Source organism: Limnohabitans sp. 15K (assembly GCF_002778285.1).
Classification (GTDB): Bacteria; Pseudomonadota; Gammaproteobacteria; order Burkholderiales; family Burkholderiaceae_C; genus Limnohabitans_A.
In genome coordinates, this window is record NZ_NESM01000009.1 from 1 (window position 1) to 23,010 (window position 23,010).

Consider the following 23,010-nt stretch of genomic DNA (forward strand, 5'->3'; position numbering starts at 1 on the left):
CAAAGTTCCCACGTTGATCACTCCCGGCCACCCTTGCTCAAAAAATGAGCAGGATAGGCCAATGAAGTGGCTCAAATTTGGATGCAAATTCCTCTCAAAGTGGCTCAGTTTTTAAGGCCAATCAACAGGTGAGGCTTATCTCGCTGCCGACATGGCCGATGCACTGCGAGCCACACTGCGCTACTGCCCGGTACTGGCCACTGAGCCAGAGGGGCGGCTTGCGGCCATTGTTGATTTCACATTCAACCTTGGTGCTGGCCGGTTGCAGGCGTCTACGCTTCGACGGCGTGTCAATCAGCGGGATTGGGCGGGTACGGCGCTGGAGTTACGCAGGTGGATTTACGGCGGCGGCAAAGTGCTCCCGGGCTTAGCAATTAGGCGGGAGGCAGAGACTTTGCTGCTTTTTTGAGCAACCTGTTGATCTTTCTTTTGCCGATCCATCCACCTGATAGCGCCCTGGGCGAGGATGGCACCAATGATGGCCATAGGGCTTGGTTCAGTCCTTGAGTCGATTTCTTCTTTAGTATGGGCTTGCATGCTACGGGCTCCGTTAGTTCCATGAAGCCGCATGTTTGCTTCGATCCCGAGGAGCTATCAAGTCGATCTGAAAAATTCATACCGATTGGCTGCGCGTTTTTCTCAGCGGGGTGGGTTAGTGCATGCACGAGCAAGCATTTACTTGTGGCGATGTTTCGGATTTCCAATCCATAGTTCATGTGCCGGGGAACCTCTTTGGTCATGAAAGAAGTGTTTGTGGAGAAATTTAAGGGGCGGCTTTAGGCTGTTTGCTGTCGCTCGCCCCAAGCCGGTCGATAGGCAGCTTCCGACCCTCTTCAGTGGTTAAGTCTCATGGTGGAGATGACCGCTATGGGAAATGCCGCTATTTAAATTAACAGAGGCCTGTGCATATGGACATAGCTTCTGTCTTATTTGTTTTGATGTAACGGTGTACCTGCCACAGTCATTTCGATGCGCATGATGTTTCCATGGGTCGAATCTGTACAGAACAATATTTTTCGGTCGGAACCGCCAAAAGCCAGATTGGTGATGGAAGCACCCGCAGGGCCAACTAACACTTCTTCAGGCTCTGCCCGAGGACTGAGCACCCAGACATAGGCCAGACCGGGGTTGGCTACCAACAGGCGGCCAATCTCGTCCATGGCCAGTCCGTCTGGGCCGCTGGGACCGTAGGAAGTGAAAAATTGCCCTGCCTTGGACACACTGCCGTCGGCCAGCAAAGGCATGCGCCAGACGCAATTACCCCGGGTGGCCGCTACAAATAAAAAACGCTCGTCGTTGGACAACACGATGCCGTTGGGGCTGGGCACATTGCCCAGCAGCATATCCAGCCGCCCATCGGGGGCCAGGCGGTACACGCGGCCCGTCGGGTCGTGCAGGCCGGTTTGCCCCTGGTCGGTGAAGTACAGGTTGCCGCGCGAGTCAAAAACCAGGTCGTTGACGCCTTTGAAGCTTTCGCTGTTGCGCCGCTCCAGAAATGGGCGCACCTGGCCGCTTTGAATGTCGAGCACCACCAGACCGTTGCGGTAGTCGGTGACCAACAACTGCCCGGGGTTCAAGAACTTCATGCCGTTGGGCTCGCCGTCCCACTGCGCCACCAAATCCCATTGGCCTTGCGGGCTGATCCGGAACACCCGACCGAAGGGGATGTCGGTGACGAACAGGTTGCCCTGCGCGTCGAACACCGGCCCCTCCAAAAAGGAGTCCAGCTGCCTGCCAGGCATGTTGGCGTCAGCCCAAAGGCTGTGCACACCGGTATTGCGGTATTTTTCGGGCATGGAACTGAAGAGCTCCAGAGGACGAACGGCGGGCGGATTCAGAAGGATCATGGTGGACTTATTCTGCCTTGAGGTCGAGCTCTCGGGCCAGTTGGGTGTAGGCCTTCACATCACGCTCCATATCGGCACCAAAAGCGTCGCGGCAGCTGCTTTGTGGCTCCATGCCCAAACTTTGCAGCTTGGCTGCCGTGCCAGACTGCTCGGTGAATTGTCTTGCAGCTTTCTCCAACGCCTGCAGCACCGTGGCTGGCGTGCCTGCAGGGGCAAGCAGGCCGTACCAGGCATCGGCCACGTAGCCCTTGACGCCCGCTTCGGCAAATGTTGGGACGTTGGGCAACAAGGACGAGCGGCGTGGCGACGCTACCGCCAGCGCACTCAGCTTGCCCGCCTGCACCTGCGACAGCACCGAACCCAGCGTGGCGAACGAGCTGTCGAGTTGGCCGCCCATCACATCGGTCACCACCTGGGCAGCGCCTTTGTAGGGGATGTGGTTCATGCTCAGACCCGTCATGCGTAAAAATTGCTCCGTGGCAAAGTGACCCGAGCTGCCGATGCCTGGTGTGCCGTAGCTGCGCTTGCCCGGTGCTTCGCGCACCTGCTGCATGAAGGCGCCCAGAGTTTTGGCCGTGATGGCCGGGCCGGTGACGAGCACCGTGGGGCTGACGGCAAGGGTGCAGATAGGCGCAAAAGAGCGCACCGCATCGAATTTGACACGGGCGCTGTAGAGCGCCGGGATCATGGTGTGGTTGGTCGCGCCCATCAGGAGGGTGTAGCCGTCGGCAGGGGAAGACGCCACCGCTTCAGCGGCCAGGATGGTGTTCGCGCCAGGTTTATTTTCAACAATGACGCTCTGGCCCAGCGCACGCGAAGCGTGCTCGGCAAAGGCGCGGGCCAGCACATCGGTGGGGCCGCCAGCCGAGAAGCCGACGACGATGCGCACGGGTTTGCTGGGCCAGGCTTGCGCCCCGGCACTGGAGACGGCCAGGCCCATCAGTAGAGCGGTGGCCAGACGTGTTGGGTTTTGCAGTGTGCTCATGTGAAGCTGCCTTTATTCTTTCTTGATGCCTGCGGCCTTGACCGTGACGGCCCAGCGACCGGATTCGGCCGTCAGGTACTTGCGGAATTCTTCGGGCGAAGAGGCCACGATGCGTGAGCCCAGGCTGTCGAACCGGGCCTTGATTTCGGGTGTGGCCAAGACGTCACGCAGTGCAGCGTTGAGGCGGTTGACGATGTCGGTCGGGGTGCCGCGTGGCAAAAAGATGCCATTCCATTCAAAGGACTCATAGGGCTTTCCGATCACTTCGGCCACGGTGGGCACATCGGGGAACAGCGGCTGACGTTGAGCCGATGTGATGGCCAGCGCCTTGAGCGTGCCCGCTTTGACGTGGCTGCTGATGGCGGGCAGGTTGAAAAAGCCCATGTCCACCTCGCCTGCGATGGTACCGGTGATGGCCAGGCCACCACTCTTGTAAGGGATGTGCAGCATGTTCACGCCCACCGCTTGGTTCATCAACTCGGGCGCCATGTACTGCACCGTGCCCTGACCACCCGAAGAAAACGTCAGCTTCCCCGGTGCGGCCTTGCCCGCCTTGATCAGGTCGGAAGCCGAGGCATAAGGGGAAGTCTTGGGCACTGTCATCAGCATGGGCGTCACGCCCACTTGGGTCACTGGGATCAGGTCCTTGTCGGCGTCAAAAGGGAGCTTTTGCAGATGCGGGTTAATGGAAAACGGAGTGGCGTCGTACAACATGGTGAAACCGTCTGCGGGTGCCTGCGCCACAAATTGCGCACCAATGACGCCGCTGGCACCCGCCTTGTTGACCACCACGACCGAGGTACCAAGTTTGGGGCCAAGGTGCTGGGCGATCAGGCGCGCCAGCGCATCCGCTGTTCCGCCGGGGGCGTAGGGCACAACGATGCTGATGGGTTTTCCGTCGGGCCAGGCGGCCCAAGCAGCTGGAGTGGCCATGGACATGGCCAAGGCAGCGGCGGCCAGGCGTGTGTTGAACGTTCTGCGTTGCATGGAGTCTTCCTCTCAGATAGGGATTGGTTTTAAAGGGTGGCTAAACGGTGGCGATGGGGGTCACGGGTGAACCGGCTGCGCCAGGCAGACGCAGCGGTGGTGCCGTCAATAAAAAACGCGAACGACCTGCGTTGCGGAGCCAGTGCGCCAGCGGCGTGAGCCACCACAGCTCGCCCAGGTGGATGCCGTTTTTGAACAGGCAGTGTTCGTGCAGCGGCAGGCGCGGCCCGCGCAGCGGCGTGCTGCGCGTGAGCGACGGTCGCGCCACCAGCTCCACCGCCGGGTTGTCGGCCATCAGGCAGGCCATCCGCGTATCGGTGATCCATTTGAGGAGGCGCTCGTCCGAGCCGTTCAGGCCGCTGCCTGTTTCGTGCAGGTACTTCACGTCGGGCTGCTTGCGCATGGCCAGCAAGGTGTCGGCAAAGCCGGTGTGCAGGCAGACCATGTCGCCTTCCTCGACCTCAATGCGATCGGCTTCGAGGATGCGCATCAGCTGCTCATAGCCCACGGCCACGCGTTGGCGGCCGATGTGCTTGTCCAGATCGATCAGCACACCACGGCCCTGTGCGCCATGAACCGCGAGATTGGCCACGCCCAAAGCGCCCGCATCTGGATCGGGGTAGCGTGCCCAGTCTTGCGGGGCTTCCGGGTCGGTGGTGCCCGGGTGCAAGTCGGTGCCCGCACGAAAGCCGTTGTAGAAGACAGCTTCGGCCTCGCCGTCGCCGTCGGCATCAAAGCGGCTGCCGATGTGCGCCAGGCTGTCCCACTGCGTGGAGTACTGGGTGTTCATCAGCATGACCTCGTCGCAGACGACATCGGTCAGATTCGGGTCTTCTGTCGCATACGACCAGCAAAAGCCCTGCACCCCTTGGCTCGCGCCATCGCGGAGCGTGCCATAAAGCCGGGGCGGCAGGCGACGCGCATTGAGTGCCATGCCGCCAGGCACGTCCAGTGGCAGCGAAAGGCAAAACGTCAATCCTTCGCGCACCTCGGCCATGCCTTGGCGCACCTTGGCGGGGGTGACCAGGTTCATGCGGCCCAGGCGGTCGTCTGGGCCGAACTCGCCCCAGTGGCTGCCGGGGGGCGCGTGTTTCCAACGTGGCTTGATGTTTTGCGCTGTCATGGTCGATAGCCTCAGGCCGTGGCCTGGGCCAGCACGTCCAGCACATTGCGCGCCGCGCCCACACCCATATTGATGTAGGCGTCGCTGGTCACGCCGCCGATGTGCGGGCTCAGCAGGATGTTTGGCGCGTTATGGAAAATGTGCAGCGCGGTCATGGGTTCGACCGCGAAGCTGTCCAGTCCGGCAGCAAACACCTGACGCGACTGCACTGCGGCCAGCAGGTCGACTTCGTTGACCAGACCACCCCGGGCGGTGTTGACAACGATCACGCCTTGTTTGCACTGCGCCAGGGTTTGGGCATTGACCATGTCGCGGTTCTCGGGCGTGAGTGGGCAGTGCAACGAAATCGCATCCGACTCGCGCCAGATGGTTTGGAGGTCCACCGACTGGATGTAGTCAGGCAGGTATTTGGCAAAAGGATCAAAGCCCAGCACCTTCATGCCCATGGCGTCGCACATGCGTGCAAAGCGCTGGCCGATCGCGCCCAGGCCGACCAGGCCAATGATGCGGCCGTGCAGCTCGATGCTTTTGTGTGTGGCCTTGTCCCAATGCCCCGCGTGCATGCGGGTGTTCAGATCGACCACCGATTTGGCGCAAGCCAACAGCAGGGCCATGGCCTGTTCGGCCACGGCGGCGGCGTTGGCACCCACGGCGGCACGCACCTCGATGCCGCGCGCTTGGGCGGCGGCTTTGTCGATGGTGTCGGTACCGCTGCCGTGCTTGGAGATCACGCGCAGCGAGGTCGCAGCGTCCATGACCTTGGCGCTCACAGCGCCATAGCGCACGATGATGGCCACCGGGTCATGGCGTTGGCACAGGGCCACCATGTCGTCTTCGGTCGGGGTCTTGCCCGCGTAAATGATCTCGAAGTCGGTCAGCAGGTCCAACGCCTGCTGCGCCAGATCAGCGCCAGTCACGATGAGGGCGGGTTGGCTCACAGTGTTTCTCCATCCTTGAGCACGCCCACAGCGCGCAGCGAAGGGAGCAGCCACGAGGCGGCGGTCTTGCCTTCCTTGATCTGGGCGATGCGCCTGGCTTCGTCTTCGACCTTTTTGTGGGCGGCCGGGATCAGGCTGGCGAGTTTGTCTTTCTCGACCACTACGATGCCGTCGGCATCGGCCAGTACGAAGTCACCGGCCTGGACGCTCACGCCGCCGCAGCTGATGGGGTGCCCGATGCGACCGCCGATGTTTTTGGTCGGGCCATTGGGGTTGGTGCCCACCGAAAAGACCGGGAAGTCCATCTCGTCGATCTCCAAGCTGTCGCGCACCGCACCGTCCACGATGACTCCCGCAATCCCCAACTGTCGGCAGGCGGTCATCATGATGGTGCCCATCAGCGCCGAGGTCTGGTCGCCCTTGCCGTCGATCACCAACACATCACCGGGTTTGGCCATGGCGATTGCCGCGTGGATCATCAGGTTGTCGCCGGGACGCACCTCGACGGTGAGGGCGGGTCCGGCGACCTGCATGCGCGGGCGCAGGGCCTGGATTCGGCCGTGCATGGTGCCACGGCGACCGGCCACGTCGGCCAGGATAGCGGCTTGAAAGTCCGCCGCTTGTGCGACCAGTTCTGGAGTAACGCGTTCGAAGTCGCGCACGATGTCTTGGCTCATGAGGTGTCCTTGTGTGAAATGAAAGATGGAATTCAGTCGATCTTGATGTTGGCCGTGCGGATCACTCGGGCCCAGGTGGCCGAGTCATTGGTTTGTGTATCGGCCAGCACCTTGGCGCTGCCGCCGACCAGCGTGATGCCAAGCCTGTCGGCCAGTTCGGTCACAACACTGTCTTTGAGGGCCTTGTTGATTTCGTTGTTGACGCGTTGCACCACAAGACTGGGGGTGCGGGCGGGCAGGTAAACGCCTTGCCACTGCTCGACCACAAAATCTTTCTGCCCGACTTCGGCCATGGTGGGCACATCGGGCAAGACTTTGAGACGCGCCGCCGACGTGGCAGCCAGCGCCCGCAGCTTGCCACTCTTGATATGGGGCAGGGCCGCGGTCACTGGCGCAAACATGAATTGCACCTGCTGCCCCAGTGTGTCCTGCAATGCGGGCGTGTCGCCCTTATAGGGCACATGGATGAACTTCACGCCGTTGCGCTGGGCCAGCAGCTCGGCCTGCATTTGCAATATGGTGCCGTTGCCGCCGGAGGCGAACGCGATGTCGCCAGGCTTGGCTTTGGCAGCGCTGAGCAAATCGGTAACCGACTGGTAAGGCTGGGAGGTGCCAACCACCAGAACGTGCGCAATCGTGCCGACCAGGCTGACCGGTTCCAGGTCCTTGAGGGGGTCAAAGGGCAGCTTGGGCATCAGGTGGGGCGCAATGGTCTGCGCACCGATGGTGGTGTGCAGCACGGTGTGCCCATCGGCTGCGGCTTTGGCCACAAAAGCACCACCGATGGTGCCTGTGGCACCAGCCTTGTTTTCCACCACCACGTTGGTGCCGGTCGAAGCCCCGATGCGCTGCACCAGGGTGCGCGCCAACACATCGGTGCTGCCTGCTGCAGGGTAAGGTACGACCCAGCTGATGGGGCGGTTGCCCGGCCATTCGGCTTGCGCAAAGGCCGAGGGCATCACACAGAGTGTGCACAGGCTGGCAACCAACAAGCGACGAAAAGAGGAAAGGGTGTTCATGGTTTAGCTTTCAGTGAGTGCGTCAAAGCCGTAGAGCTTTTGTGGGTTGTGAACAAGAATTTGTTCGAGTTGTTGGCCATCACCCGCCCATCTGGCCAATGCGTCGATTTGCGCCGCGTCGTCGGGCATGGGGTGGCGCCCGGCGGATGCGGTGGCGTGTGGCCAGTCACTGCCCCAGATCACACGATCAGGTGCAGCATCGATGAAACTGCTGGCCAGTGGCAACAGTGACGGGTCATCGGTACGGTGGGCTGAGCTGACCAGGTAACCACCCGACAACTTGACCCACGCGCGTCGCGCTCTAAGCAGTTCCAGCAAGAGCGCATGCGCCGGATGCCGACCGCATAGGCTAGGTGTCACACGACCAAAATGGTCGAAGACCAACTCGACCGGCAAAGTGCGCAAACCCTCGGCCAGGCCTGGCAATTGCTCCAGCGGCATCAACAATTGCAAATGCCAGCCCAATGGAGCAATGCGTTGGGCGACTTTTTTAATATCGCTAGGCTGGTGCAGGACACCCAAGGACAGGTTGATGCGCACACCCCGCACGCCGTTCTGGTGCAGTGTCTGGAGCTGGGCTGCGGGCTCGTCACCGGTGATGACCGCAACGCCTCTTCCCTGCGTGCCGAGCTGGGCCAGTCCGGCCAGCATGTGGCGGTTGTCGGCACCGTAGGTAGATGGTGTCACCAGCACAGCACGTTCCGTACCCATGCGTTGTTGCACCGACCGGTAGTCTTCAATCGTGGCATCCGGCGGGTGAAGGGATGCACCAGCCGCTGCCGTAAACCGGCTGTCATACACATGGATGTGCGCATCACAGGCCTTGGCCGGTAACGGGATTCGGGCCGATGCGGTGCCGGCCGAGAACGCAAAGGTTTCAGACAAGGTGGTAACCTGATCCTGGCCTACAAGCAGGCTCAATCCACCTTCGCGCCAGAACCTCTGACCACCGGAGCCCATTTGACGATGTCGCCCTGAATGAGTTGGCCAAATTCGCTGGCACTCGTGGGTGTCACGGTCAGGCCCTGATCCTCGAGCTTTTTGCGCAGATCGGGGGCGTTGAGTGCCTTGTTGAGTTCGGTGTTGGCGCTGGCCACCACGGCAGCAGGCAAATTCGCCGGACCCAGCAGGCCAAACCAAGTGACGGCGTCAAAGCCTTTGTAGCCCGATTCGGCCACTGTAGGTGTTTGGGGCAGGTCATCGACCCGCTTTGCGCTGGTCACCGCCAGCGCACGGAGCTTGCCGTTCTTGATGTGCCCAATCAAGGTGGGCACCGAGGAGACATAAAGTTGAACCTGACCGCCCATCACATCATTAATGCCCTGGGCCGCTCCTTTGTAGGGAATGTGGGTGAGTTTGACGTTGGCTTCGCGTTGCAGAAGTTCGGTGGCGAGATGGGCCACGGTGCCATTGCCCGAGGTAGCGTAGTTCACAACGCCCGGCTGCGCCTTGGCGGCGTTGATGACATCGCCCAGAGTACGAAACGACGAATTGGCAGTAACCACCACCACCAATGCGGCATTGCCGACCAAGCCGATCGGGGTGAGGTCCTTGACTGGATCGTAGGGCAGCTTGCTGTAGAGCGAGGGGTTGATGGCCAGGTTGCTGGTCTGACCGATCACGAGGCTGTAACCGTCGGGGCTGGACTTGGCAGCGTTGTCAATGCCAATGTTGCCGCCCGATCCTGGCTTGTTGTCGATCACGAAGGTCCACTTGTTGGTGGCCGCCATCTTCTGGGTCACCTCCCGGGCAATGATGTCGGTGCCTCCACCGGCCGGGAAAGGCACGACCATACGGATTGGCTTGGCTGGCCAGTTGTCAGTTTGGGCCATGGCCGACGAAAGGGCCAGGGCACCCAAAAGGCCAAGCGCGAGGCGGCGCGACAGGGTCTGGCGAGAAGGACGAATCAACATGTTTGTCTCCATGGAGTGTTGCGGAATGTGTTGTTCTAAATGTAGGAGTTTGTTTCACTAGATACAATGATGCTTCACACAATGAAACATGTTTCATGCCGCGATATTCAAAGCCCCAATCAGCGTCTGGCGATGCGCCCACCCAGGAACAAACTCCGGAAGGTGGCGTCATCGCTGTCTCGCGTGCTTTACAGGTGATGGAGGCCTTTCACATTGGCGAGCGTCACCTTACCTTGGCCGAACTGAGCCGCCGCACAGGTTTGCACAACAGCACCGTGCTGCGCCTGGCGCGCACGTTGGCACACAGCGGTTATATGGTGCAGCGCGAAGAAGGCGAATGGCGACTTGGCCCAGCCGCGGGCTGGCTGGGAGCGCGTTACCAAGCCGGTTTTGACATCAACAATGCCGTTCAGCCTTTGCTGCGCAGTCTGTCCGAGCAAGCCCAGGAAAGTTCCTCCTTTTATGTGCGCGAGGGCGATGAACGTGCCTGCATTGCGCGTGTCGAAGGGCCGCAGTCCGTGCGGCATCACGTCCGAATCGGGATGCGTCTACCTTTGCAACTGGGGGCGCCGGGTCGGGTGATCTTGGCGTTTTCGGGCGAGCCCGGAGAGGTGTACGAAGACATCCGTCGGCGCGGTTACCACATCTCAATGGGTGAACGCGAACCCCAGGTCTCCAGCGTAGCGGCACCGGTTTTTGGACTCAACTGGCGACTGCTGGGCTCGATGTGTATTTCGGGACCCACCTCACGCTTGACCGAGAAGGTCCTAGAAGCCCATGCCCAAACCGTGATGGACGCGGCCAATCGCTTGTCGTATGCACTGGCCGGGGCACGGTCGGACGATACCCCCAAAGTTGTGTCAACTTGGCATCCTTGATGCGCCTTCCATTAAAAGTAGTTTTGCTGTGAGGTGATCAAACGCTGACGGGCAATATGAAAGCAGTCGTTCAGTGCGTGCCTTGCACATGACTGGTTGAATCCGCCGCCATTAGCAGGCATTTAAGGCCATGTGCGGACGGGCAGCTACCGCTGCCTTGGAGTCAGTCCCCATCGCACCAAATCCGTAACCTCTGCTCCTTCCACAGCGCAGGCGGGTCCACCGCAAGATCAAACAGCGTCAGGTGGTCCGGCAGCGCATCCTCCAGAATCGCCTCAACGATGTCTGGTGCCAGAGTGGTCAGGTTCACCATGCGGCTGACCTGATTGCCCGTTAGGCCGCGTCATTTGTTTTCGCCCGCTGCGGCGTTTGATCTGAATCGGTACCGACAGCGTGATCCGGCCGTCGCTGGACTGGATTACTTCAGTGGTGCCAGTGGCTCGGATTTGAAGGTCGCTCATGCCATGGACTCCGCTTCCATTTCTGTGACTGTCTCGGGCTGAAGTTTCTAGTGATGCAGTTCAAGCACCAGTCGCTGGATACCCGTGGCCGATGCCTTGCACAAGGCCGAGTACTACGCTGCCCTGAGAAGGCTTCCGTTGCCGAAGCCAGCAACTTGGCTTGAGGAGGGGGTTCGAGGTAAGTCCACGGTCCTGATCGACACAATCCAACGGTTCAAAGGTCTCGAATCGCCGATCGTGATCTTGTGGGGCTTGGACACCATCGATTTGTCAAAGCGGCAAGAGCTGCTCTACGTAGGCATGAGCCGCGCCAAGTCGCTGTTGGTCATCGTGGGGCGGGCGGCAACGTGCGCTGCGTTCAAGGATGGAACGCGCACCTGATTGCCCGCATCGCGAGACTCCCAGATGAGAAAAATGTGGCTGCTCAGGGACCAAGGGGCTGAATGTTGGTCAGTAGGCCTGTTCCACTTCCTTTAGCGAACTCAATATCAGTTGCCCCAGCTCCATTCGCCGGGCCGGTGTCATACGCGGCTTGATGGCAGCGATTGAGATGGCCGCAAAGGCTGAGCCGGTGGCGTCAGGGAGCACTGCTCCGACGCCTGCGACACCCTGCGTGACTGTGTCCACCATTTCGGCATAACCGATGCGGCGCGTCCGGGTGAGTACCTTGTCAAGCTGGGCCGAGTTCAACCCCGCCGCCTCGAAGGCCTGGACGTGCTGATTGCGAATACGTGCAATATCACCGTCTGAAGCGGCCGCCAGAAGCGCCATGCCGCCCACACCGATGCCCAGCGGCCTAATGTCGCCTACCCGGGTGCTAAAAATTTTGATGGGAAACGCGCCGTCTTCACGTCGCAGGCAGACGGTGTAGTCACCCTGCCGCACCAGCAGGAACACGGTGTCCTCCGAGATGCGCGCCAACCGCTGTAGCAGCGGCTCATAGGAGTCGACCAGCGGCGCCCGGCGCAGCGATGCAAAACCCAGCCGCATCGCCTCCAGCCCCAGACGGTAGCGCCGGCTCGATGCATCGCGGTCGGCGAAATGCTCTTCAACCAAGCAGGTCAACAGGCGGTGCGCTGTCGAGCGTTCAAGCTGGGTCTGGGCCACCACCTCGTTAACGCTCAAGCCGTGCTCGTGATATCTGCCCAGCACACGCAGCACCTGCAGGGCCCGCCGCATGTTTTGGGCGCCTGGCGTTTGCTTTGAATTGCTCATCATGTGGGATTTTTATCAAAAATATCTTGTGATGTGAGCATACCTCGCAGAACATAAGATTTTCCGAAATCACAAAAAGGTCGTCCCATGAGTGAGTCTCTCCTGCTGATCGAGCAATCCGGCGCTGTGCGCCGCATCTGGCTGAATCGCCCAGCTGCACGCAATGCACAGAGCCAGCAGCTGCTCGACGATCTTGATGCCGCCTTCGAGGATGCTAAGGCCGATACGGACACCCGCGTTGTCGTTCTGGCCGCCAAGGGACAGCATTTCTCTGCCGGGCACGACCTCAAACAGGCGCAGGCTGAGCGCGCCGAATTCACCGTTGAAGAGCGCTGGGCCTATGAGGAAAAACGCTATTTCGGCTACTGCATGCGAATATGGGACTTTCCCAAGCCCACCATCGTCCAGGTGCAGGGCGCCTGCGTGGCGGCCGGCTTCATGCTTGCAAACATGTGCGACCTGATGGTGGCAGCAGAAGATGCCTTTTTCTCTGATCCCGTGACCCACACAATGGGTGCGGCCGCAACCGAGGTGCTGATCCATCCTTGGGTCATGGGATTGCGCAACGCCAAAGAGCTTTTATTCACCGGCGGGCGCTTGGGCGCTGTCGAGGCCAAAGCCATGGGCATGGTCAACCGCGTCGTTCCGACCGACCGCCTGGACGAGGAAACCATGACTCTGGCGCAACAAGTGGCCAAGGCGCCGCCGTTCGCCATGCAGATTCTCAAGAAGTCGCTCAACCGTTCGGTTGACGTGCAGGGCATGCGCCAGGCGCTGTCAGCACATTTCGACCTTCATCAGCTCAGCCACTTGAGTGAGGAATACCGGCAGACAAAAGAAGCAGGCTTGGCCAATGCGCTTATCAAAGGGACCAAGGCGTGACGCACAAGCTCGATTCTCTGCTGCAGCCCCATTCGATCGCTTTGGTCGGCGCAAGCAATCAGGCAGGGCGCATCGGCGGCATGCCGTTGGATTTGCTTCGGCATTTCGGCTACGCAGGCAAGGTCTACCCGGTGAACCCGAAGTACCAAGAGGTTTTTGGCTACGCCTGTTACCCCGACATTGAGTCGTTGCCCGAGGCGCCGGACTTGGTCGTTCTGGCCATAGGCGCCGAAGACGTTACGGCCATGCTCGAGCGCTGTCATGCCAAGGGCATTCCCGCAGCCATTGTCTATGCCGCGGGCTTTGCCGAAGCGGGAGATGCCGGCGTCGCCCTACAGCGCCCACTAGAGGAGTTTGCATCGCGCACCGGTATGGTTGTGGCAGGCCCTAATTGCATGGGTTTTGCCAATCTGAACCTGCACGCCTACACCGCCTTCGCATCGGTGTTTCGCAACGTGCCGGTGCAGACCGGGCCTGGCCGAGCCAGCGTGTTGACCCAGAGCGGTAATGTCTGCTCGGCGGTTTTTGCGCTGATGCGCCGTCTCGGCGTGCCGGTGAGTCACTTCATTAATACCGGCAACGAAGCTTGTGTGGAGTTCTCGGAGTACCTCGAATTTCTGGCTCAGGACGAGCACACCGATTGCGTGATCGGGTATGTGGAGCAGCTGCGCCATGGCCCGCGCTTTATCGACGCCGCCCTGTCATTCGCGCGCCAGGGCAAGCCGCTGGTTATCTACAAGGCGGGCGAAACCGATAAAGGCTCGGAAGCAGTGCGGTCGCACACGTCGGCGCTGGCTGGCGACATGGCGCTGTACAAGGCCGGCTTTGCGCAGCTCAATGTCATTCGCGGAACGGATTTTGCGCAGATGGCCGACCTGGCTTACCTGAGCGGTTTCCGCCAGCGCAGCGGCGGGCGGCGCGTCGCCATCGTCACAATGTCGGGCGCGCTGGGCGCCATCCTGGCAGACAAGCTGATTGGCGCGGAACTCGACGTGCCCACGCTGAGCGAAGCGCTGCAACGCACCCTGCGCGAAGGCATCCCGGACTACGGCATGGTCTCCAACCCGGTGGACGTGACGGGCAACGTCGTCAATTCGCCGGATTTCGTGCGGACCATCTTCAAGGCCCTGGCACAGACGGGTGAGGTCGATGTGGTGATCGTCTATGCGCCTGGCTATTTACTTGACCGCATGGCAGAAACGCTGGTGGATATCTGCGGCCAGTATGACCGCCTGTTCGTCGCCATCGACACCGGCGCGGCGCAGTGCCGTTCGCAGCTGGTGGAGGCGGGCATTCCGGTGTTCGACGACATCGGCCGGGCGACCCAGGCGCTGGCGCCGTTTTGCCATTGGCTGGCACGCCAGCCTGCCGTGGAGCGCTGGGCTGCCTTGCGTGCGCGGGTGAGCGCGCATGGTGCAGCGCCTGTCTTGCCGGCGCGGCTGAACGAGCATGACACCAAACGGCTGTTGGCCGGCTTTGGCGTGCAGACGGTGGCGGAGCAACCGGCCGCTGATGCCGATGCGGCTGCAGCCGCGGCGCGGGCCATCGGTTATCCGGTGGCGCTGAAGATCCTCAGCGCTGATATTGCACACAAGACGGAAGCTGGCGGCGTGCGGCTGAACATCCAGGACGAGGCGGCGCTGCGCGCTGCCTGCGCCGAGATTCTCGAGTCGGCGCGGCGCTACGACGACAAGGCGCGTATCGACGGCGTCCTAGTCCAGGTCATGGCCAGCGGTGGCGTCGCCGAACTGATTGTCGGTGTCACGCACGACCCGGTGTTCGGCGCGGCGCTCACGGTGGGTCTGGGCGGCGTGCTGACCGAGCTTTACCGTGACGCCTGCCATCGCCTGTTGCCGGTGGATGACATCATGGCTGCCGACATGCTGCGCGAGCTCAAGGCTTGGCCGCTGCTCGACGGCTTTCGCGGCCGGCCGCTGGCCGATGTGGAGAGTGCTTGCGCGAGCGTGGCGGCGCTGTCCGATGCGGCGGCAGCGCTGGGCGCGCAGGCCCATGAAATTGAAATCAACCCGCTTCAGGTGCGGGCACGGGGGCAGGGCGCGGTCGCGCTCGACGCCCTGGTGCTCGTACGTCCATCAACTACATCACAGGAGACACACCCATGAAATCCGTCATCAAACTTTCCGTGCTGGTGCTCGCTGCCGCGGCAGCGTTCGTCGCACCCTCGGCCTCGGCCCAGGACTACCCGAACAAGCCAATCCGGTTAGTGCTTCCCTTTCCGCCCGGCGGGGTGACCGATCTGCTGGCGCGCGCACTGGCCGAAAAGCTCGCGCCGCGGCTGGGCCAGCCGGTCATTGTCGACAACAAGCCTGGCGCCGGGACGGTGCTGGCGTCCGACTTGGTGGCCCGCGCGCCCGCTGACGGCTATACGCTGTTGGTGGCCGCCTCGTCGCTCGGTACGGCGCCACTGATCTACGACAAGGTCAGTTACGACGCGATCAAAAGTTTCACGCCGGTGACGCAGATCGCATCGGTGGTCCACGTGGTGGTGGTGAACCCGGCGTTGCCGGTGAAATCCGTCAAGGAACTGATCGCCTACGCCAAGGCCAATCCGGGCAAGCTCAACTACGCATCCACCGGCACCGGGACTTCAACGCACCTAGAGGGCGAGCTGCTCAAGAGCATGGCGGGCGTCTACATGGTCCATATTCCCTACCGTGGCAGCGGCCCGGCATTGATCGACCTCGTCGGTGGCCAGGTGGGCGTGATGATCGATGCGCTCGGCTCGTCGGGCCCCTTCATCAAGGCGGGCAAGCTCCGGGCCCTCGCGGTGACCACGGCCAAACGCTCCCAATCCATTCCCGAGCTGCCTACAGTTTCGGAGTCGGGCGTGCCCGGTTATGAGGCTATGCCCTGGCTGGGCCTGGTGGCTCCGGCCGGAACACCGCAGCCGGTGGTCGATCGCCTTCACCGCGAAGTGGCCAAGGTGCTGGAAGATCCGGAGATTAGGGAGCGGTTCAAGGGCTGGGGCTTAGACATCATCGGCAACACGCCAGCTGAGTTCACCAGCTTCCTGCGTCGCGACGTCGACCAGTGGGCGAGCGTGATTAAGAGAGCCAACATCAAAGCCGACTGAGATGTCGGCTTCCCACGAAAACGCATTCGCATGAATTTTTCGATCAACGAAGAGCAGCAGCTGATCCAGGCCAGCGCCTTGGACTGGCTGGCTGGCAATTACAGTTTTCGCCAGCGCGAGGCGAGCGTTCATCGTGATGGCGGCGCGGCCGTGGTCTGGCGCGCGTTCGCAGAGATGGGATGGCTCGGGCTGCCCTTGGCGGAAGCCGCCGGCGGGTTCGGCGGTGGCCCGCTCGAGGCCGGCGTGCTGATGCAGGCCTTCGGCCGGCACCTGGTCGTGGAGCCGCTGCGCGCCTGTGTGCTGCAGGCCGCGCGGCTATTGGCGCTGGCCGGCACGCAGCAGCAGCAGGAGCGCTGGTTGCCTGGCGTGATCGCCGGCGAGCACCGGCTGGCGTTCGCACACACCGAATCCGGCGACACGTTGCCCTGGCAGCCGCGCCGGACGCTGGCGCAGCCACACGGCGAGGGCTGGCGCATCGATGGGCGTAAGCTGCTGGTGCGTGGGGCGGCGGGTGCGGCCCAATGGCTGGTCTCGGCGCGTGATCCGGGCCGGGGTGAGGGCGACCTGCTGTTCTTCGTCGATCCGCAGCAGCCCGGCGTGCGCATCGACGCCTATGCGACCACAGATGGCGGCAGCGCTGCTGACCTGGTTTTCGATGGTGTCCTGCTGGGGCCGGAGGCGCTGATCGGCGGGTCGGCCGGCGCAGCCGGCATGACACCCCTGTTGCACCGGGTGATCGCCGAAGGCGTCGTGGCCCATTGCTGGGAGGCAACCGGCGCCATGCAGGCCGTGCTGGAGCAAACGACGACTTACACGCAGCAGCGCCGGCAATTTGGCCAAGCGCTGGCCAACTTCCAGGTCGTGCAGCACCGCCTGGCCGAAATGGCGGTGTATTGCACCGAAGCTCAGGCGGCTTGCGAGCTGGCCGCGATGCGGATGGTGCAAGAGCCGGCTGCAGGCAAGTTGCTGGCGGCCATGGCCAAGAACAAGGTCGGCCGGGCTGCGCGCTTTGTCGCGAAGGAGGCGGTGCAGTTGCACGGTGCCATGGGCGTGTGCGAAGAGTTGCCGGTGGCAGCGACCTTTCGCCTGCTGCTGGCTTTCGCAGGTGAGGATGGCGACGCCGCGTCGCACGCCGCGTTGCTGGGCAACGAATTGCTGGCCAGCGGCCGGTTCGCGTGCAGCCAGACGCTGCGCGAACGGGTGGCGTCGGCAGCGGCACTGCAGGAGGAGTCTGTATGAATCTCGAACTCAGTCCGGCCGACCTGGCCTTTCAGGCCGAGGTCCGGGCGTTTCTCGCCATGCACCTGACCGACGCTCTGCGCGAAGGACAGCGCGGCACGACCTCCATGTATCCCGAGCCGGAGGTGTCGGGACCGTGGCAGCGGGTCCTGCAGGTGCAAGGCTGGCTGGTGCCCCTGTGGCCCGAGGAATGGGGCGGCACCGGCTGGACGGCCCTGCAACGTTTCATTTTTGAGACCGAATGTGCTCTGGCCGGTGCCCCGCTGGTGCACCCCATGGGCGTGCGGTTGGTCGGACCGGTGATCCTGCGCTTTGGCACTCAGGCTCAAAAAAGCCTTTACCTGCCGCGCATCCTGTCGGGTGAGGATTACTGGTGCCAGGGCTTCTCGGAGCCCGGCGCTGGATCGGACCTCGCGTCCCTGAGCCTGCGCGCCCGACCCGACGGTGACGACTACGTGCTGGACGGAACCAAGATCTGGACCACCCAGGCCCACCATGCGAACCGCATGTTCGCCCTGGTGCGCACCAGCACCGAGGGAAAGCGGCAACAGGGCATCAGCTTCCTGCTGATAGACATGGCCAGCCCAGGTATTACCGTCCGGCCGATTGCCACCATCGGCGGCGATCACGACGTCAATGAGGTGCATTTTGACGGGGTGCGGGTGCCGCAGGCGGACCGTATCGGCGAGGAAAACGCCGGTTGGGAATGTGCCAAGTATCTACTAGAGTTTGAACGGGGCGCCGGCATCTTCAGCCCGCGGCTGCGCTCGCAGCTGAAGCGGGTCGCCGAGGCCATGGCGTCATCGGCTGACCAGGTGCTGTCCGAAGGGATGCAGCGCCGCTTCGGTGAAGTGGTCAGCGACCTGGACACTTTCGAATGGCTGGAGATGCGGACCATGGCGGCGCTGCCGCCGGGCGACAACCCGGGTCCGGTGTCCTCTATCCTGAAGTTGCGCGCCAGCCGGCTCAAGCAGGAGATCGGTGAGCTTGGCGTGGATGCCCTGGGCGCCGCCGGCCTGCGCTGGCGTAGCGCGCCGCCGGACGGTCCTGGCCTCGCGGCGACGCTGGTTCCTGAATACTGCAACAGCCGGGCCTTCACTATCTTCGGCGGGGCTGCCGAAATTCAGCTTGGGCTGATCGGCAAAACAGTGCTGGGGTTGTAAGCTTTATCTCTGCGGGATCGGCGCATGGCTGCCATTCAACAACCTGGGCCTTGGGGTGCTTCCGACCCAAAGTCGCCATTCGATTTAAGATAATTGAAATGTAAATTGCAGCGAATCCTAATGTTTTTCTAGAGCAATCCGTAGACTCTATTGCCATCACACTTAGGGTGAGCTGTAAAAAGGCAATGACATCAAATGATTTTTAAATTAGAACTCTGAATTCCGCTTGTCCTTAGCGGTTATTTTTTTAACTTTACGTCAAGCCGGGTGATTTGGAAAACCTGCGGGAGAGGTAGGATGACTCAGAGCCTGAATGGAAAACATTCCTCCTTACATCTTTTGCCTTTCATCTCATCGGAGCCTTTATGAAATCCCGTGCAGCCGTCGCCTTTGAAGCTGGCCAACCTTTGCAAATCGTCGAGATCGATGTCGCGCCGCCGCGCAAGGGCGAGGTGCTGGTCAAGATCACGCACACCGGCATCTGCCACACCGACGCCTTCACGCTCTCGGGCGAAGACCCCGAAGGTTTGTTTCCGGTCGTGCTCGGCCATGAAGGCGCGGGCATTGTGGTCGAGGTGGGCGAGGGCGTATCGAGTGTCAAGCCCGGCGACCACGTCATTCCGCTCTACACCGCCGAGTGCGGTGAGTGCTTGTTTTGCAAGTCGGGCAAAACCAACCTGTGCGTGGCCGTGCGTGCCACGCAGGGCAAAGGCGTCATGCCCGACGGCACCACGCGCTTTTCTTACCAAGGCCAGCCCCTGTACCACTACATGGGCTGCTCCACCTTCAGCGAATACACGGTCGTGGCCGAAGTCTCGCTGGCCAAAATCCGGCCCGACGCCAATCCCGAGCAGGTGTGCCTGTTGGGCTGTGGCGTGACCACCGGGCTGGGCGCGGTCAAAAACACGGCCAAAGTGCAAGAAGGTGACACGGTGGCCGTTTTCGGCCTGGGCGGCATTGGCCTGGCCGTGGTGCAAGGCGCCAAGCTGGCCAAGGCCGGGCGCATCATCGCCATCGACACCAACCCCAGCAAGTTCGATCTGGCGCGCACCTTTGGCGCGACCGACTGCGTCAACCCCAAAGACCACGACAAACCCATTCAGCAAGTCATCGTCGAGATGACCGGCTGGGGCGTGGACCACAGCTTTGAATGCATAGGCAACACCAACGTCATGCGGGCCGCGCTCGAATGTGCGCACCGTGGCTGGGGCCAGTCGGTCATCATCGGCGTGGCCGGTGCGGGCCAGGAAATCTCCACCCGCCCCTTCCAGCTGGTCACTGGCCGCCGCTGGATGGGCACCGCCTTTGGCGGCGTCAAAGGCCGCAGCGAAGTACCCGGCATGGTGGACGACGCCATGGCCGGACGCATCGCGTTGGCCCCGTTTGTCACCCACACCATGGGGCTGAGCGGCATCAACCACGCCTTTGACTTGATGCACAACGGCGAGTCCATCCGCTCGGTGGTGCACTTTGAAGGCAGCGAATGAAACGCATCGAATAACACGCCAGCTTTGGCGGGCGGCAAGAAGTCTGGACACATGCCTCCAGCACGCTGGGTTGTGAGATGCGCGTGGGCGTGTACCTGCCCGAGGCAGCGCTGCGCGGCGTCAAGTGCCCGGTGCTGTACTGGCTCTCGGGCCTGACCTGCACCGAACAAAACTTCATCACCAAAGCCGGTGCACAGGCACACGCGGCGCGACATGGCGTGATCGTGGTCGCGCCCGACACCAGCCCGCGCGGCGAAGTCGTAGCCAACGACGCGGCCTACGACTTGGGCCAAGGCGCGGGGTTTTACGTCAACGCCACGCAAGCCCCTTGGGCCGCGCATTACCGCATGCAAGACTATGTGGCCAACGAGTTGCCCACCTTGATCGAGCAGCACTTTTCAGCGAGTGAATCACGCGGCATCTTTGGCCATTCGATGGGAGGGCACGGCGCATTGATTACCGCATTGCGGCACCCGGGCCGCTACCGCAGCGTGTCGGCGTTTGCACCCATCGCCGCGCCATCGCAAGTGCCTTGGGGCCAAAAGGCCTTGAGCGCCTACCTGGGGGCAGACCCGCAGGCGTGGCGTGCATGGGATGCCACAGAGTTGGTGGCCACTGCGCGCCAGGAAAAGCTGCACCTGTTGGTGGACCAAGGCGATGCCGACGAGTTTTTGGCGCAACTGTGCCCCGAACGGTTGCAAGCCGCTTGCGAGGCGGCGGGCCATCCGCTGACGCTGCGCATGCAGCCGAGGTATGACCACAGCTACTACTTCATCGCCACCTTCTTAGGCGATCACTTTGAACACCACGCGAAATATCTATTTTTTGCCACGTAATAAAAGAAGCTGTCGGATGATCGAGTTGGTAACCATCAAAAAATCAGCGATCGCTGCCATATTTAGCGACTGAAGGATTGCCTGTTGTGAAGAGCAGCATGTGCCGCCTTACGATTCAATTGAAAAGCGATTTGAGTGGGATTGATGGATCAGCCAATGTTGATGGATTGAGCTGCATGCGTTTTTCTATCAACTTACGGGACATCATGTGGTCCAGAGGAGCGTTGACTGACTCTGCACACAAAAGCTTATCGCCGACCATATGAAATAAAGAGAAGCTGTTGGCGTTTGCTCCAGGACGTCGGATTGTTTCAAATGAGGGAGGCAAAAGTCCCGCCATCTGCAGTCGCATGGACCCCTGTTCAGACCAGAACCAAGGGACCGATACATATGGCTCTTCCTGACCGAGCAGTGTGGCTGTAGCAGTTCGCGCTTGGTCATTGGCGTTTTGTACAGATTCAAGGCGAAGCCGTCCACCATCGGCAGTTGAAAAAGCAACGCAGTCACCAATCGCTAATATGGCTGGATCGGATGTGCGCATGTAAGCATCCACCACAATACCGTTGTCCACACTCAGTCCACAGTCGCTGGCCAGTTGGGTTTCTGGAAATGCACCAATCCCAAGGAGCATCTCATCCACAACCATGCGGTTACCGTTAACTTGCATTGAACGCAACTGATTTTCGAGAAGTTCGTAGCCGTCAATTTGTACACCGATTTGGATGGTCGTACCCATACTGATGTGATGCTCCAAGACGTGTTCGGCCATCATTGCAGAAACAGAACGACCCAGTAGGCGTGGCGCGACTTCCAAAACAGTCACTTCTAGCCCCAGCTGGCGTGCAGATGCAGCGATTTCAAGTCCGATGAATCCTCCACCCAGTACGGTAAGGCCACGGCCAGCGGAAACCATTTCATTCAGTCGGGTTCGCAGGCTGCGCGCATGGGCTGCATTGCGAAGCAGATGGACGTTGGATACAGACGGTGGTAATGCATTGAGTGTCCGTGCCCTGGTTCCGGTAGCAATGACCAAATGTTGGTAAGCCAGTGCAACGCCGGAGCGCAGCATCACATTTCGGGCTTTACGGTCTATGAATACTGCAGGATCACACAAATGGATTTGGATGCCCTTTTCGGCGTACCAAGTTGATGCTTTGTGTGGTGTGATGGCTTCATCTAATTTTTTCAGAAAGCTTTTTGACAGCGGTGGGCGGTGGTACGGAAGTTCTTGCTCTTCGCTAACCAAGTGAATACGATGACCTAGACCTGCTTCTGATAATGCAACGCAAATTGCGGCAGCAGCGTGACCACCTCCAATGATGACAATTTGGTCGGTATTCATACGGTGTGACCAACGGCGCGCCGGCTTTTTGATTTCGGATGATGAATTGCAAGATACTCTTGTGTAGCTTTCTCTACCACTGGCAAGTTATCGTGAAGGCGGCGCAGCAAGCTTATAAGGTTTTCTCGATCCTTGTCATTAAGGACGCTTAGAAATGCACGTTCGCGCTCCATTGCCAATTCCAAGATCTCATCGTGCAGCGCACGGCCCTTGGGCGTAATGGTCGCCACGCGCAGTCGCCCATCAGCATCGTCTAAGCCAATGGTAATAAGCCCACGCAAGTGCATGCTTTTGAAAGCACGACTGACCGAAGATTTGTCCATGCCAATGGTGCGCGAGATCGCCTGTGCCGTTAGCGATTTTTCGATTGCAAGCAACACTAGTAGCCGCCAAGTCTCAATCCCAACATTGAAAGCGCTCAGGTAAGCGGTTGAGGCACCACCTGAGAGCTTGTTGGCGATCCAAGTCAAGAATGCTGGAACATAGCGCTCCAAGTCCACCACCGCCTTGTTATCAGTAAATTTGGCAGAGGATTTGCGCTTAGAAACAGATGCGGGGGAGACCTTGCTCATGGGATAGGGTTGAACGTCTAAAGGCCTTATTGTTGCCGTTCGGGTAGCCGCACAACCAAACCCTCTTGCGCGACCGTTAATTTGATCTGGCAAGACAAACGGCTGTTGGGCCGTCGTTCGCTTGCTGTGCATTCCAACATCTCTAATTCAGTTTCCAAGGGAGGGGGAAGTTGGTCAGTAAACGCATCATCTACATATACATGGCAAGTTGCGCACATGGCAGATCCACCGCACTCACCAACAATGCCACGAACACCCGCTGACACTGCGACCTGCATGAGGCTCTGGCCTTCGGTCGCCTGCAGTGTTTGCTTAAGTCCACTGTCATCGATTAGATTAATGTTAATCATGG

The 23,010-nt window shown here is 60.8% G+C and carries 22 protein-coding genes and 2 pseudogenes; 10 read left to right on the plus strand and 14 right to left on the minus strand.

All coding sequences use genetic code 11. From position 1 onward, the window contains the following. Nucleotides 1–118: 118 nt before the first annotated feature. Nucleotides 119–409: pseudogene (locus B9Z40_RS16815) on the plus strand (lysozyme); the annotation flags it as partial. A 517-nt stretch (nucleotides 410–926) separates the two neighbouring features. Here the strand turns inward: B9Z40_RS16815 and B9Z40_RS16820 are convergent. The 9 genes from B9Z40_RS16820 to B9Z40_RS16860 are packed head-to-tail and all read right to left on the minus strand — an operon-like array spanning nucleotide 927 to nucleotide 9,489. Further along, on the minus strand, nucleotides 927–1,847 hold the full coding sequence (locus B9Z40_RS16820; RefSeq protein WP_100174516.1) for an SMP-30/gluconolactonase/LRE family protein: 921 nt from the start codon (nucleotides 1,845–1,847) through the stop codon (nucleotides 927–929). 7 nt (nucleotides 1,848–1,854) lie between these two features. Then, on the minus strand, nucleotides 1,855–2,832 hold the full coding sequence (locus B9Z40_RS16825) for a tripartite tricarboxylate transporter substrate binding protein (RefSeq protein WP_100174517.1): 978 nt from the start codon (nucleotides 2,830–2,832) through the stop codon (nucleotides 1,855–1,857). A 12-nt stretch (nucleotides 2,833–2,844) separates the two neighbouring features. Next, the gene (locus B9Z40_RS16830) at nucleotides 2,845–3,819 is read right to left on the minus strand and encodes a tripartite tricarboxylate transporter substrate binding protein (RefSeq protein WP_100174518.1); all 975 of its coding nucleotides are present in this window, start codon (nucleotides 3,817–3,819) and stop codon (nucleotides 2,845–2,847) included. A gap of 40 nt (nucleotides 3,820–3,859) precedes the next feature. Beyond that, the gene (locus tag B9Z40_RS16835; protein ID WP_233204949.1) at nucleotides 3,860–4,942 is read right to left on the minus strand and encodes a cyclase family protein; all 1,083 of its coding nucleotides are present in this window, start codon (nucleotides 4,940–4,942) and stop codon (nucleotides 3,860–3,862) included. A gap of 11 nt (nucleotides 4,943–4,953) precedes the next feature. Further along, nucleotides 4,954–5,880, minus strand: coding sequence for an NAD(P)-dependent oxidoreductase (locus tag B9Z40_RS16840; protein ID WP_100174519.1), 927 nt, complete (start codon nucleotides 5,878–5,880; stop codon nucleotides 4,954–4,956). Further along, nucleotides 5,877–6,557: an RraA family protein gene (locus B9Z40_RS16845; RefSeq protein WP_100174520.1), complete on the minus strand. Its 681-nt coding sequence runs from the start codon at nucleotides 6,555–6,557 to the stop codon at nucleotides 5,877–5,879. The genes B9Z40_RS16840 and B9Z40_RS16845 overlap by 4 nt, the downstream gene beginning before the upstream one ends. Nucleotides 6,558–6,589: 32 nt before the next feature. Next, nucleotides 6,590–7,576 carry a tripartite tricarboxylate transporter substrate binding protein gene (locus tag B9Z40_RS16850; RefSeq protein ID WP_100174521.1) on the minus strand — a complete coding sequence of 329 codons (987 nt, stop codon included), beginning with the start codon at nucleotides 7,574–7,576 and terminating at the stop codon, nucleotides 6,590–6,592. Nucleotides 7,577–7,579: 3 nt separating this feature from the next. Beyond that, complete coding sequence (locus B9Z40_RS16855; RefSeq protein WP_233204950.1) at nucleotides 7,580–8,461, minus strand: amidohydrolase; 882 nt, start codon at nucleotides 8,459–8,461, stop codon at nucleotides 7,580–7,582. A gap of 32 nt (nucleotides 8,462–8,493) precedes the next feature. Next, complete coding sequence (locus tag B9Z40_RS16860; RefSeq protein ID WP_100174540.1) at nucleotides 8,494–9,489, minus strand: tripartite tricarboxylate transporter substrate binding protein; 996 nt, start codon at nucleotides 9,487–9,489, stop codon at nucleotides 8,494–8,496. A 95-nt stretch (nucleotides 9,490–9,584) separates the two neighbouring features. Here B9Z40_RS16860 and B9Z40_RS16865 point away from each other — a divergent pair, with 95 nt between their 5' ends. Continuing rightward, complete coding sequence (locus B9Z40_RS16865) at nucleotides 9,585–10,367, plus strand: IclR family transcriptional regulator (RefSeq protein ID WP_100174523.1); 783 nt, start codon at nucleotides 9,585–9,587, stop codon at nucleotides 10,365–10,367. Between the two features lie 163 nt (nucleotides 10,368–10,530). On the opposite strand, the gene B9Z40_RS17455 is transcribed toward B9Z40_RS16865, so the two are convergent. After that, the gene (locus B9Z40_RS17455; protein WP_369823492.1) at nucleotides 10,531–10,680 is read right to left on the minus strand and encodes a hypothetical protein; all 150 of its coding nucleotides are present in this window, start codon (nucleotides 10,678–10,680) and stop codon (nucleotides 10,531–10,533) included. A 232-nt stretch (nucleotides 10,681–10,912) separates the two neighbouring features. On the opposite strand from B9Z40_RS17455, the gene B9Z40_RS16875 reads away from it, so the two are divergent. Continuing rightward, a complete protein-coding gene (locus tag B9Z40_RS16875) occupies nucleotides 10,913–11,209 on the plus strand; it encodes an ATP-binding domain-containing protein (protein ID WP_199172591.1) in 297 nt (98 codons plus the stop codon). 69 nt (nucleotides 11,210–11,278) lie between these two features. Here the strand turns inward: B9Z40_RS16875 and B9Z40_RS16880 are convergent, their stop codons facing one another. After that, a complete protein-coding gene (locus tag B9Z40_RS16880) occupies nucleotides 11,279–12,046 on the minus strand; it encodes an IclR family transcriptional regulator (protein ID WP_233204951.1) in 768 nt (255 codons plus the stop codon). A gap of 84 nt (nucleotides 12,047–12,130) precedes the next feature. On the opposite strand from B9Z40_RS16880, the gene B9Z40_RS16885 reads away from it, so the two are divergent. The 7 genes and pseudogenes from B9Z40_RS16885 to fghA all read left to right on the plus strand — a co-directional run bounded on the left by B9Z40_RS16885 (nucleotide 12,131) and on the right by fghA (nucleotide 20,744). Continuing rightward, a complete protein-coding gene (locus tag B9Z40_RS16885; protein WP_100174524.1) occupies nucleotides 12,131–12,925 on the plus strand; it encodes an enoyl-CoA hydratase in 795 nt (264 codons plus the stop codon). After that, nucleotides 12,922–15,048: an acetate--CoA ligase family protein gene (locus tag B9Z40_RS16890; RefSeq protein ID WP_100174525.1), complete on the plus strand. Its 2,127-nt coding sequence runs from the start codon at nucleotides 12,922–12,924 to the stop codon at nucleotides 15,046–15,048. Before B9Z40_RS16885 ends, B9Z40_RS16890 begins: the two co-directional genes overlap by 4 nt. Beyond that, complete coding sequence (locus tag B9Z40_RS16895) at nucleotides 15,045–16,019, plus strand: tripartite tricarboxylate transporter substrate binding protein (protein WP_100174526.1); 975 nt, start codon at nucleotides 15,045–15,047, stop codon at nucleotides 16,017–16,019. Before B9Z40_RS16890 ends, B9Z40_RS16895 begins: the two co-directional genes overlap by 4 nt. A 30-nt stretch (nucleotides 16,020–16,049) precedes the next feature. Then, nucleotides 16,050–17,258, plus strand: a complete 1,209-nt coding sequence (locus B9Z40_RS16900; protein WP_100174527.1) for an acyl-CoA dehydrogenase family protein — start codon at nucleotides 16,050–16,052, stop codon at nucleotides 17,256–17,258. Next, complete coding sequence (locus B9Z40_RS16905; RefSeq protein ID WP_100174528.1) at nucleotides 17,255–18,421, plus strand: acyl-CoA dehydrogenase family protein; 1,167 nt, start codon at nucleotides 17,255–17,257, stop codon at nucleotides 18,419–18,421. The genes B9Z40_RS16900 and B9Z40_RS16905 overlap by 4 nt, the downstream gene beginning before the upstream one ends. A 365-nt stretch (nucleotides 18,422–18,786) precedes the next feature. Continuing rightward, nucleotides 18,787–19,908, plus strand: a complete 1,122-nt coding sequence (locus B9Z40_RS16910) for an S-(hydroxymethyl)glutathione dehydrogenase/class III alcohol dehydrogenase (protein ID WP_100174529.1) — start codon at nucleotides 18,787–18,789, stop codon at nucleotides 19,906–19,908. Further along, nucleotides 19,905–20,744 (plus strand): annotated as a pseudogene (gene fghA / locus B9Z40_RS16915) (S-formylglutathione hydrolase). The gene B9Z40_RS16910 and the pseudogene fghA overlap by 4 nt, the downstream one beginning before the upstream one ends. 115 nt (nucleotides 20,745–20,859) lie before the next feature. On the opposite strand, the gene B9Z40_RS16920 reads toward fghA, so the two are convergent. From B9Z40_RS16920 to B9Z40_RS16930, 3 genes are read right to left on the minus strand one after another with little or no spacing between them, the layout of a single operon-like run. Beyond that, nucleotides 20,860–22,086 carry an NAD(P)/FAD-dependent oxidoreductase gene (locus B9Z40_RS16920; protein ID WP_100174530.1) on the minus strand — a complete coding sequence of 409 codons (1,227 nt, stop codon included), beginning with the start codon at nucleotides 22,084–22,086 and terminating at the stop codon, nucleotides 20,860–20,862. Further along, a complete protein-coding gene (locus B9Z40_RS16925; RefSeq protein ID WP_100174531.1) occupies nucleotides 22,083–22,658 on the minus strand; it encodes a MarR family winged helix-turn-helix transcriptional regulator in 576 nt (191 codons plus the stop codon). The genes B9Z40_RS16920 and B9Z40_RS16925 overlap by 4 nt, the downstream gene beginning before the upstream one ends. Nucleotides 22,659–22,684: 26 nt before the next feature. After that, the gene (locus tag B9Z40_RS16930; RefSeq protein ID WP_100174532.1) at nucleotides 22,685–23,008 is read right to left on the minus strand and encodes a 2Fe-2S iron-sulfur cluster-binding protein; all 324 of its coding nucleotides are present in this window, start codon (nucleotides 23,006–23,008) and stop codon (nucleotides 22,685–22,687) included. Nucleotides 23,009–23,010: the final 2 nt, after the last annotated feature.

Excerpts from the sequence above, each read along its gene's own strand:
- B9Z40_RS16820 (WP_100174516.1), bottom strand. The coding sequence starts at position 1,847 with ATGATCCTTCTGAATCCGCCCGCCGTTCGTCCTCTGGAGCTCTTCAGT.
- B9Z40_RS16825 (WP_100174517.1), bottom strand. The coding sequence starts at position 2,832 with ATGAGCACACTGCAAAACCCAACACGTCTGGCCACCGCTCTACTGATG.
- B9Z40_RS16830 (WP_100174518.1), bottom strand. The coding sequence starts at position 3,819 with ATGCAACGCAGAACGTTCAACACACGCCTGGCCGCCGCTGCCTTGGCC.
- B9Z40_RS16835 (WP_233204949.1), bottom strand. The coding sequence starts at position 4,942 with ATGACAGCGCAAAACATCAAGCCACGTTGGAAACACGCGCCCCCCGGC.
- B9Z40_RS16845 (WP_100174520.1), bottom strand. The coding sequence starts at position 6,557 with ATGAGCCAAGACATCGTGCGCGACTTCGAACGCGTTACTCCAGAACTG.
- B9Z40_RS16850 (WP_100174521.1), bottom strand. The coding sequence starts at position 7,576 with ATGAACACCCTTTCCTCTTTTCGTCGCTTGTTGGTTGCCAGCCTGTGC.
- B9Z40_RS16860 (WP_100174540.1), bottom strand. The coding sequence starts at position 9,489 with ATGTTGATTCGTCCTTCTCGCCAGACCCTGTCGCGCCGCCTCGCGCTT.
- B9Z40_RS16865 (WP_100174523.1), top strand. The coding sequence starts at position 9,585 with ATGCCGCGATATTCAAAGCCCCAATCAGCGTCTGGCGATGCGCCCACC.
- B9Z40_RS17455 (WP_369823492.1), bottom strand. The coding sequence starts at position 10,680 with ATGGTGAACCTGACCACTCTGGCACCAGACATCGTTGAGGCGATTCTG.
- B9Z40_RS16880 (WP_233204951.1), bottom strand. The coding sequence starts at position 12,046 with ATGATGAGCAATTCAAAGCAAACGCCAGGCGCCCAAAACATGCGGCGG.
- B9Z40_RS16885 (WP_100174524.1), top strand. The coding sequence starts at position 12,131 with ATGAGTGAGTCTCTCCTGCTGATCGAGCAATCCGGCGCTGTGCGCCGC.
- B9Z40_RS16895 (WP_100174526.1), top strand. The coding sequence starts at position 15,045 with ATGAAATCCGTCATCAAACTTTCCGTGCTGGTGCTCGCTGCCGCGGCA.
- B9Z40_RS16900 (WP_100174527.1), top strand. The coding sequence starts at position 16,050 with ATGAATTTTTCGATCAACGAAGAGCAGCAGCTGATCCAGGCCAGCGCC.
- B9Z40_RS16905 (WP_100174528.1), top strand. The coding sequence starts at position 17,255 with ATGAATCTCGAACTCAGTCCGGCCGACCTGGCCTTTCAGGCCGAGGTC.
- B9Z40_RS16910 (WP_100174529.1), top strand. The coding sequence starts at position 18,787 with ATGAAATCCCGTGCAGCCGTCGCCTTTGAAGCTGGCCAACCTTTGCAA.
- B9Z40_RS16920 (WP_100174530.1), bottom strand. The coding sequence starts at position 22,086 with ATGAATACCGACCAAATTGTCATCATTGGAGGTGGTCACGCTGCTGCC.
- B9Z40_RS16925 (WP_100174531.1), bottom strand. The coding sequence starts at position 22,658 with ATGAGCAAGGTCTCCCCCGCATCTGTTTCTAAGCGCAAATCCTCTGCC.
- B9Z40_RS16930 (WP_100174532.1), bottom strand. The coding sequence starts at position 23,008 with ATGATTAACATTAATCTAATCGATGACAGTGGACTTAAGCAAACACTG.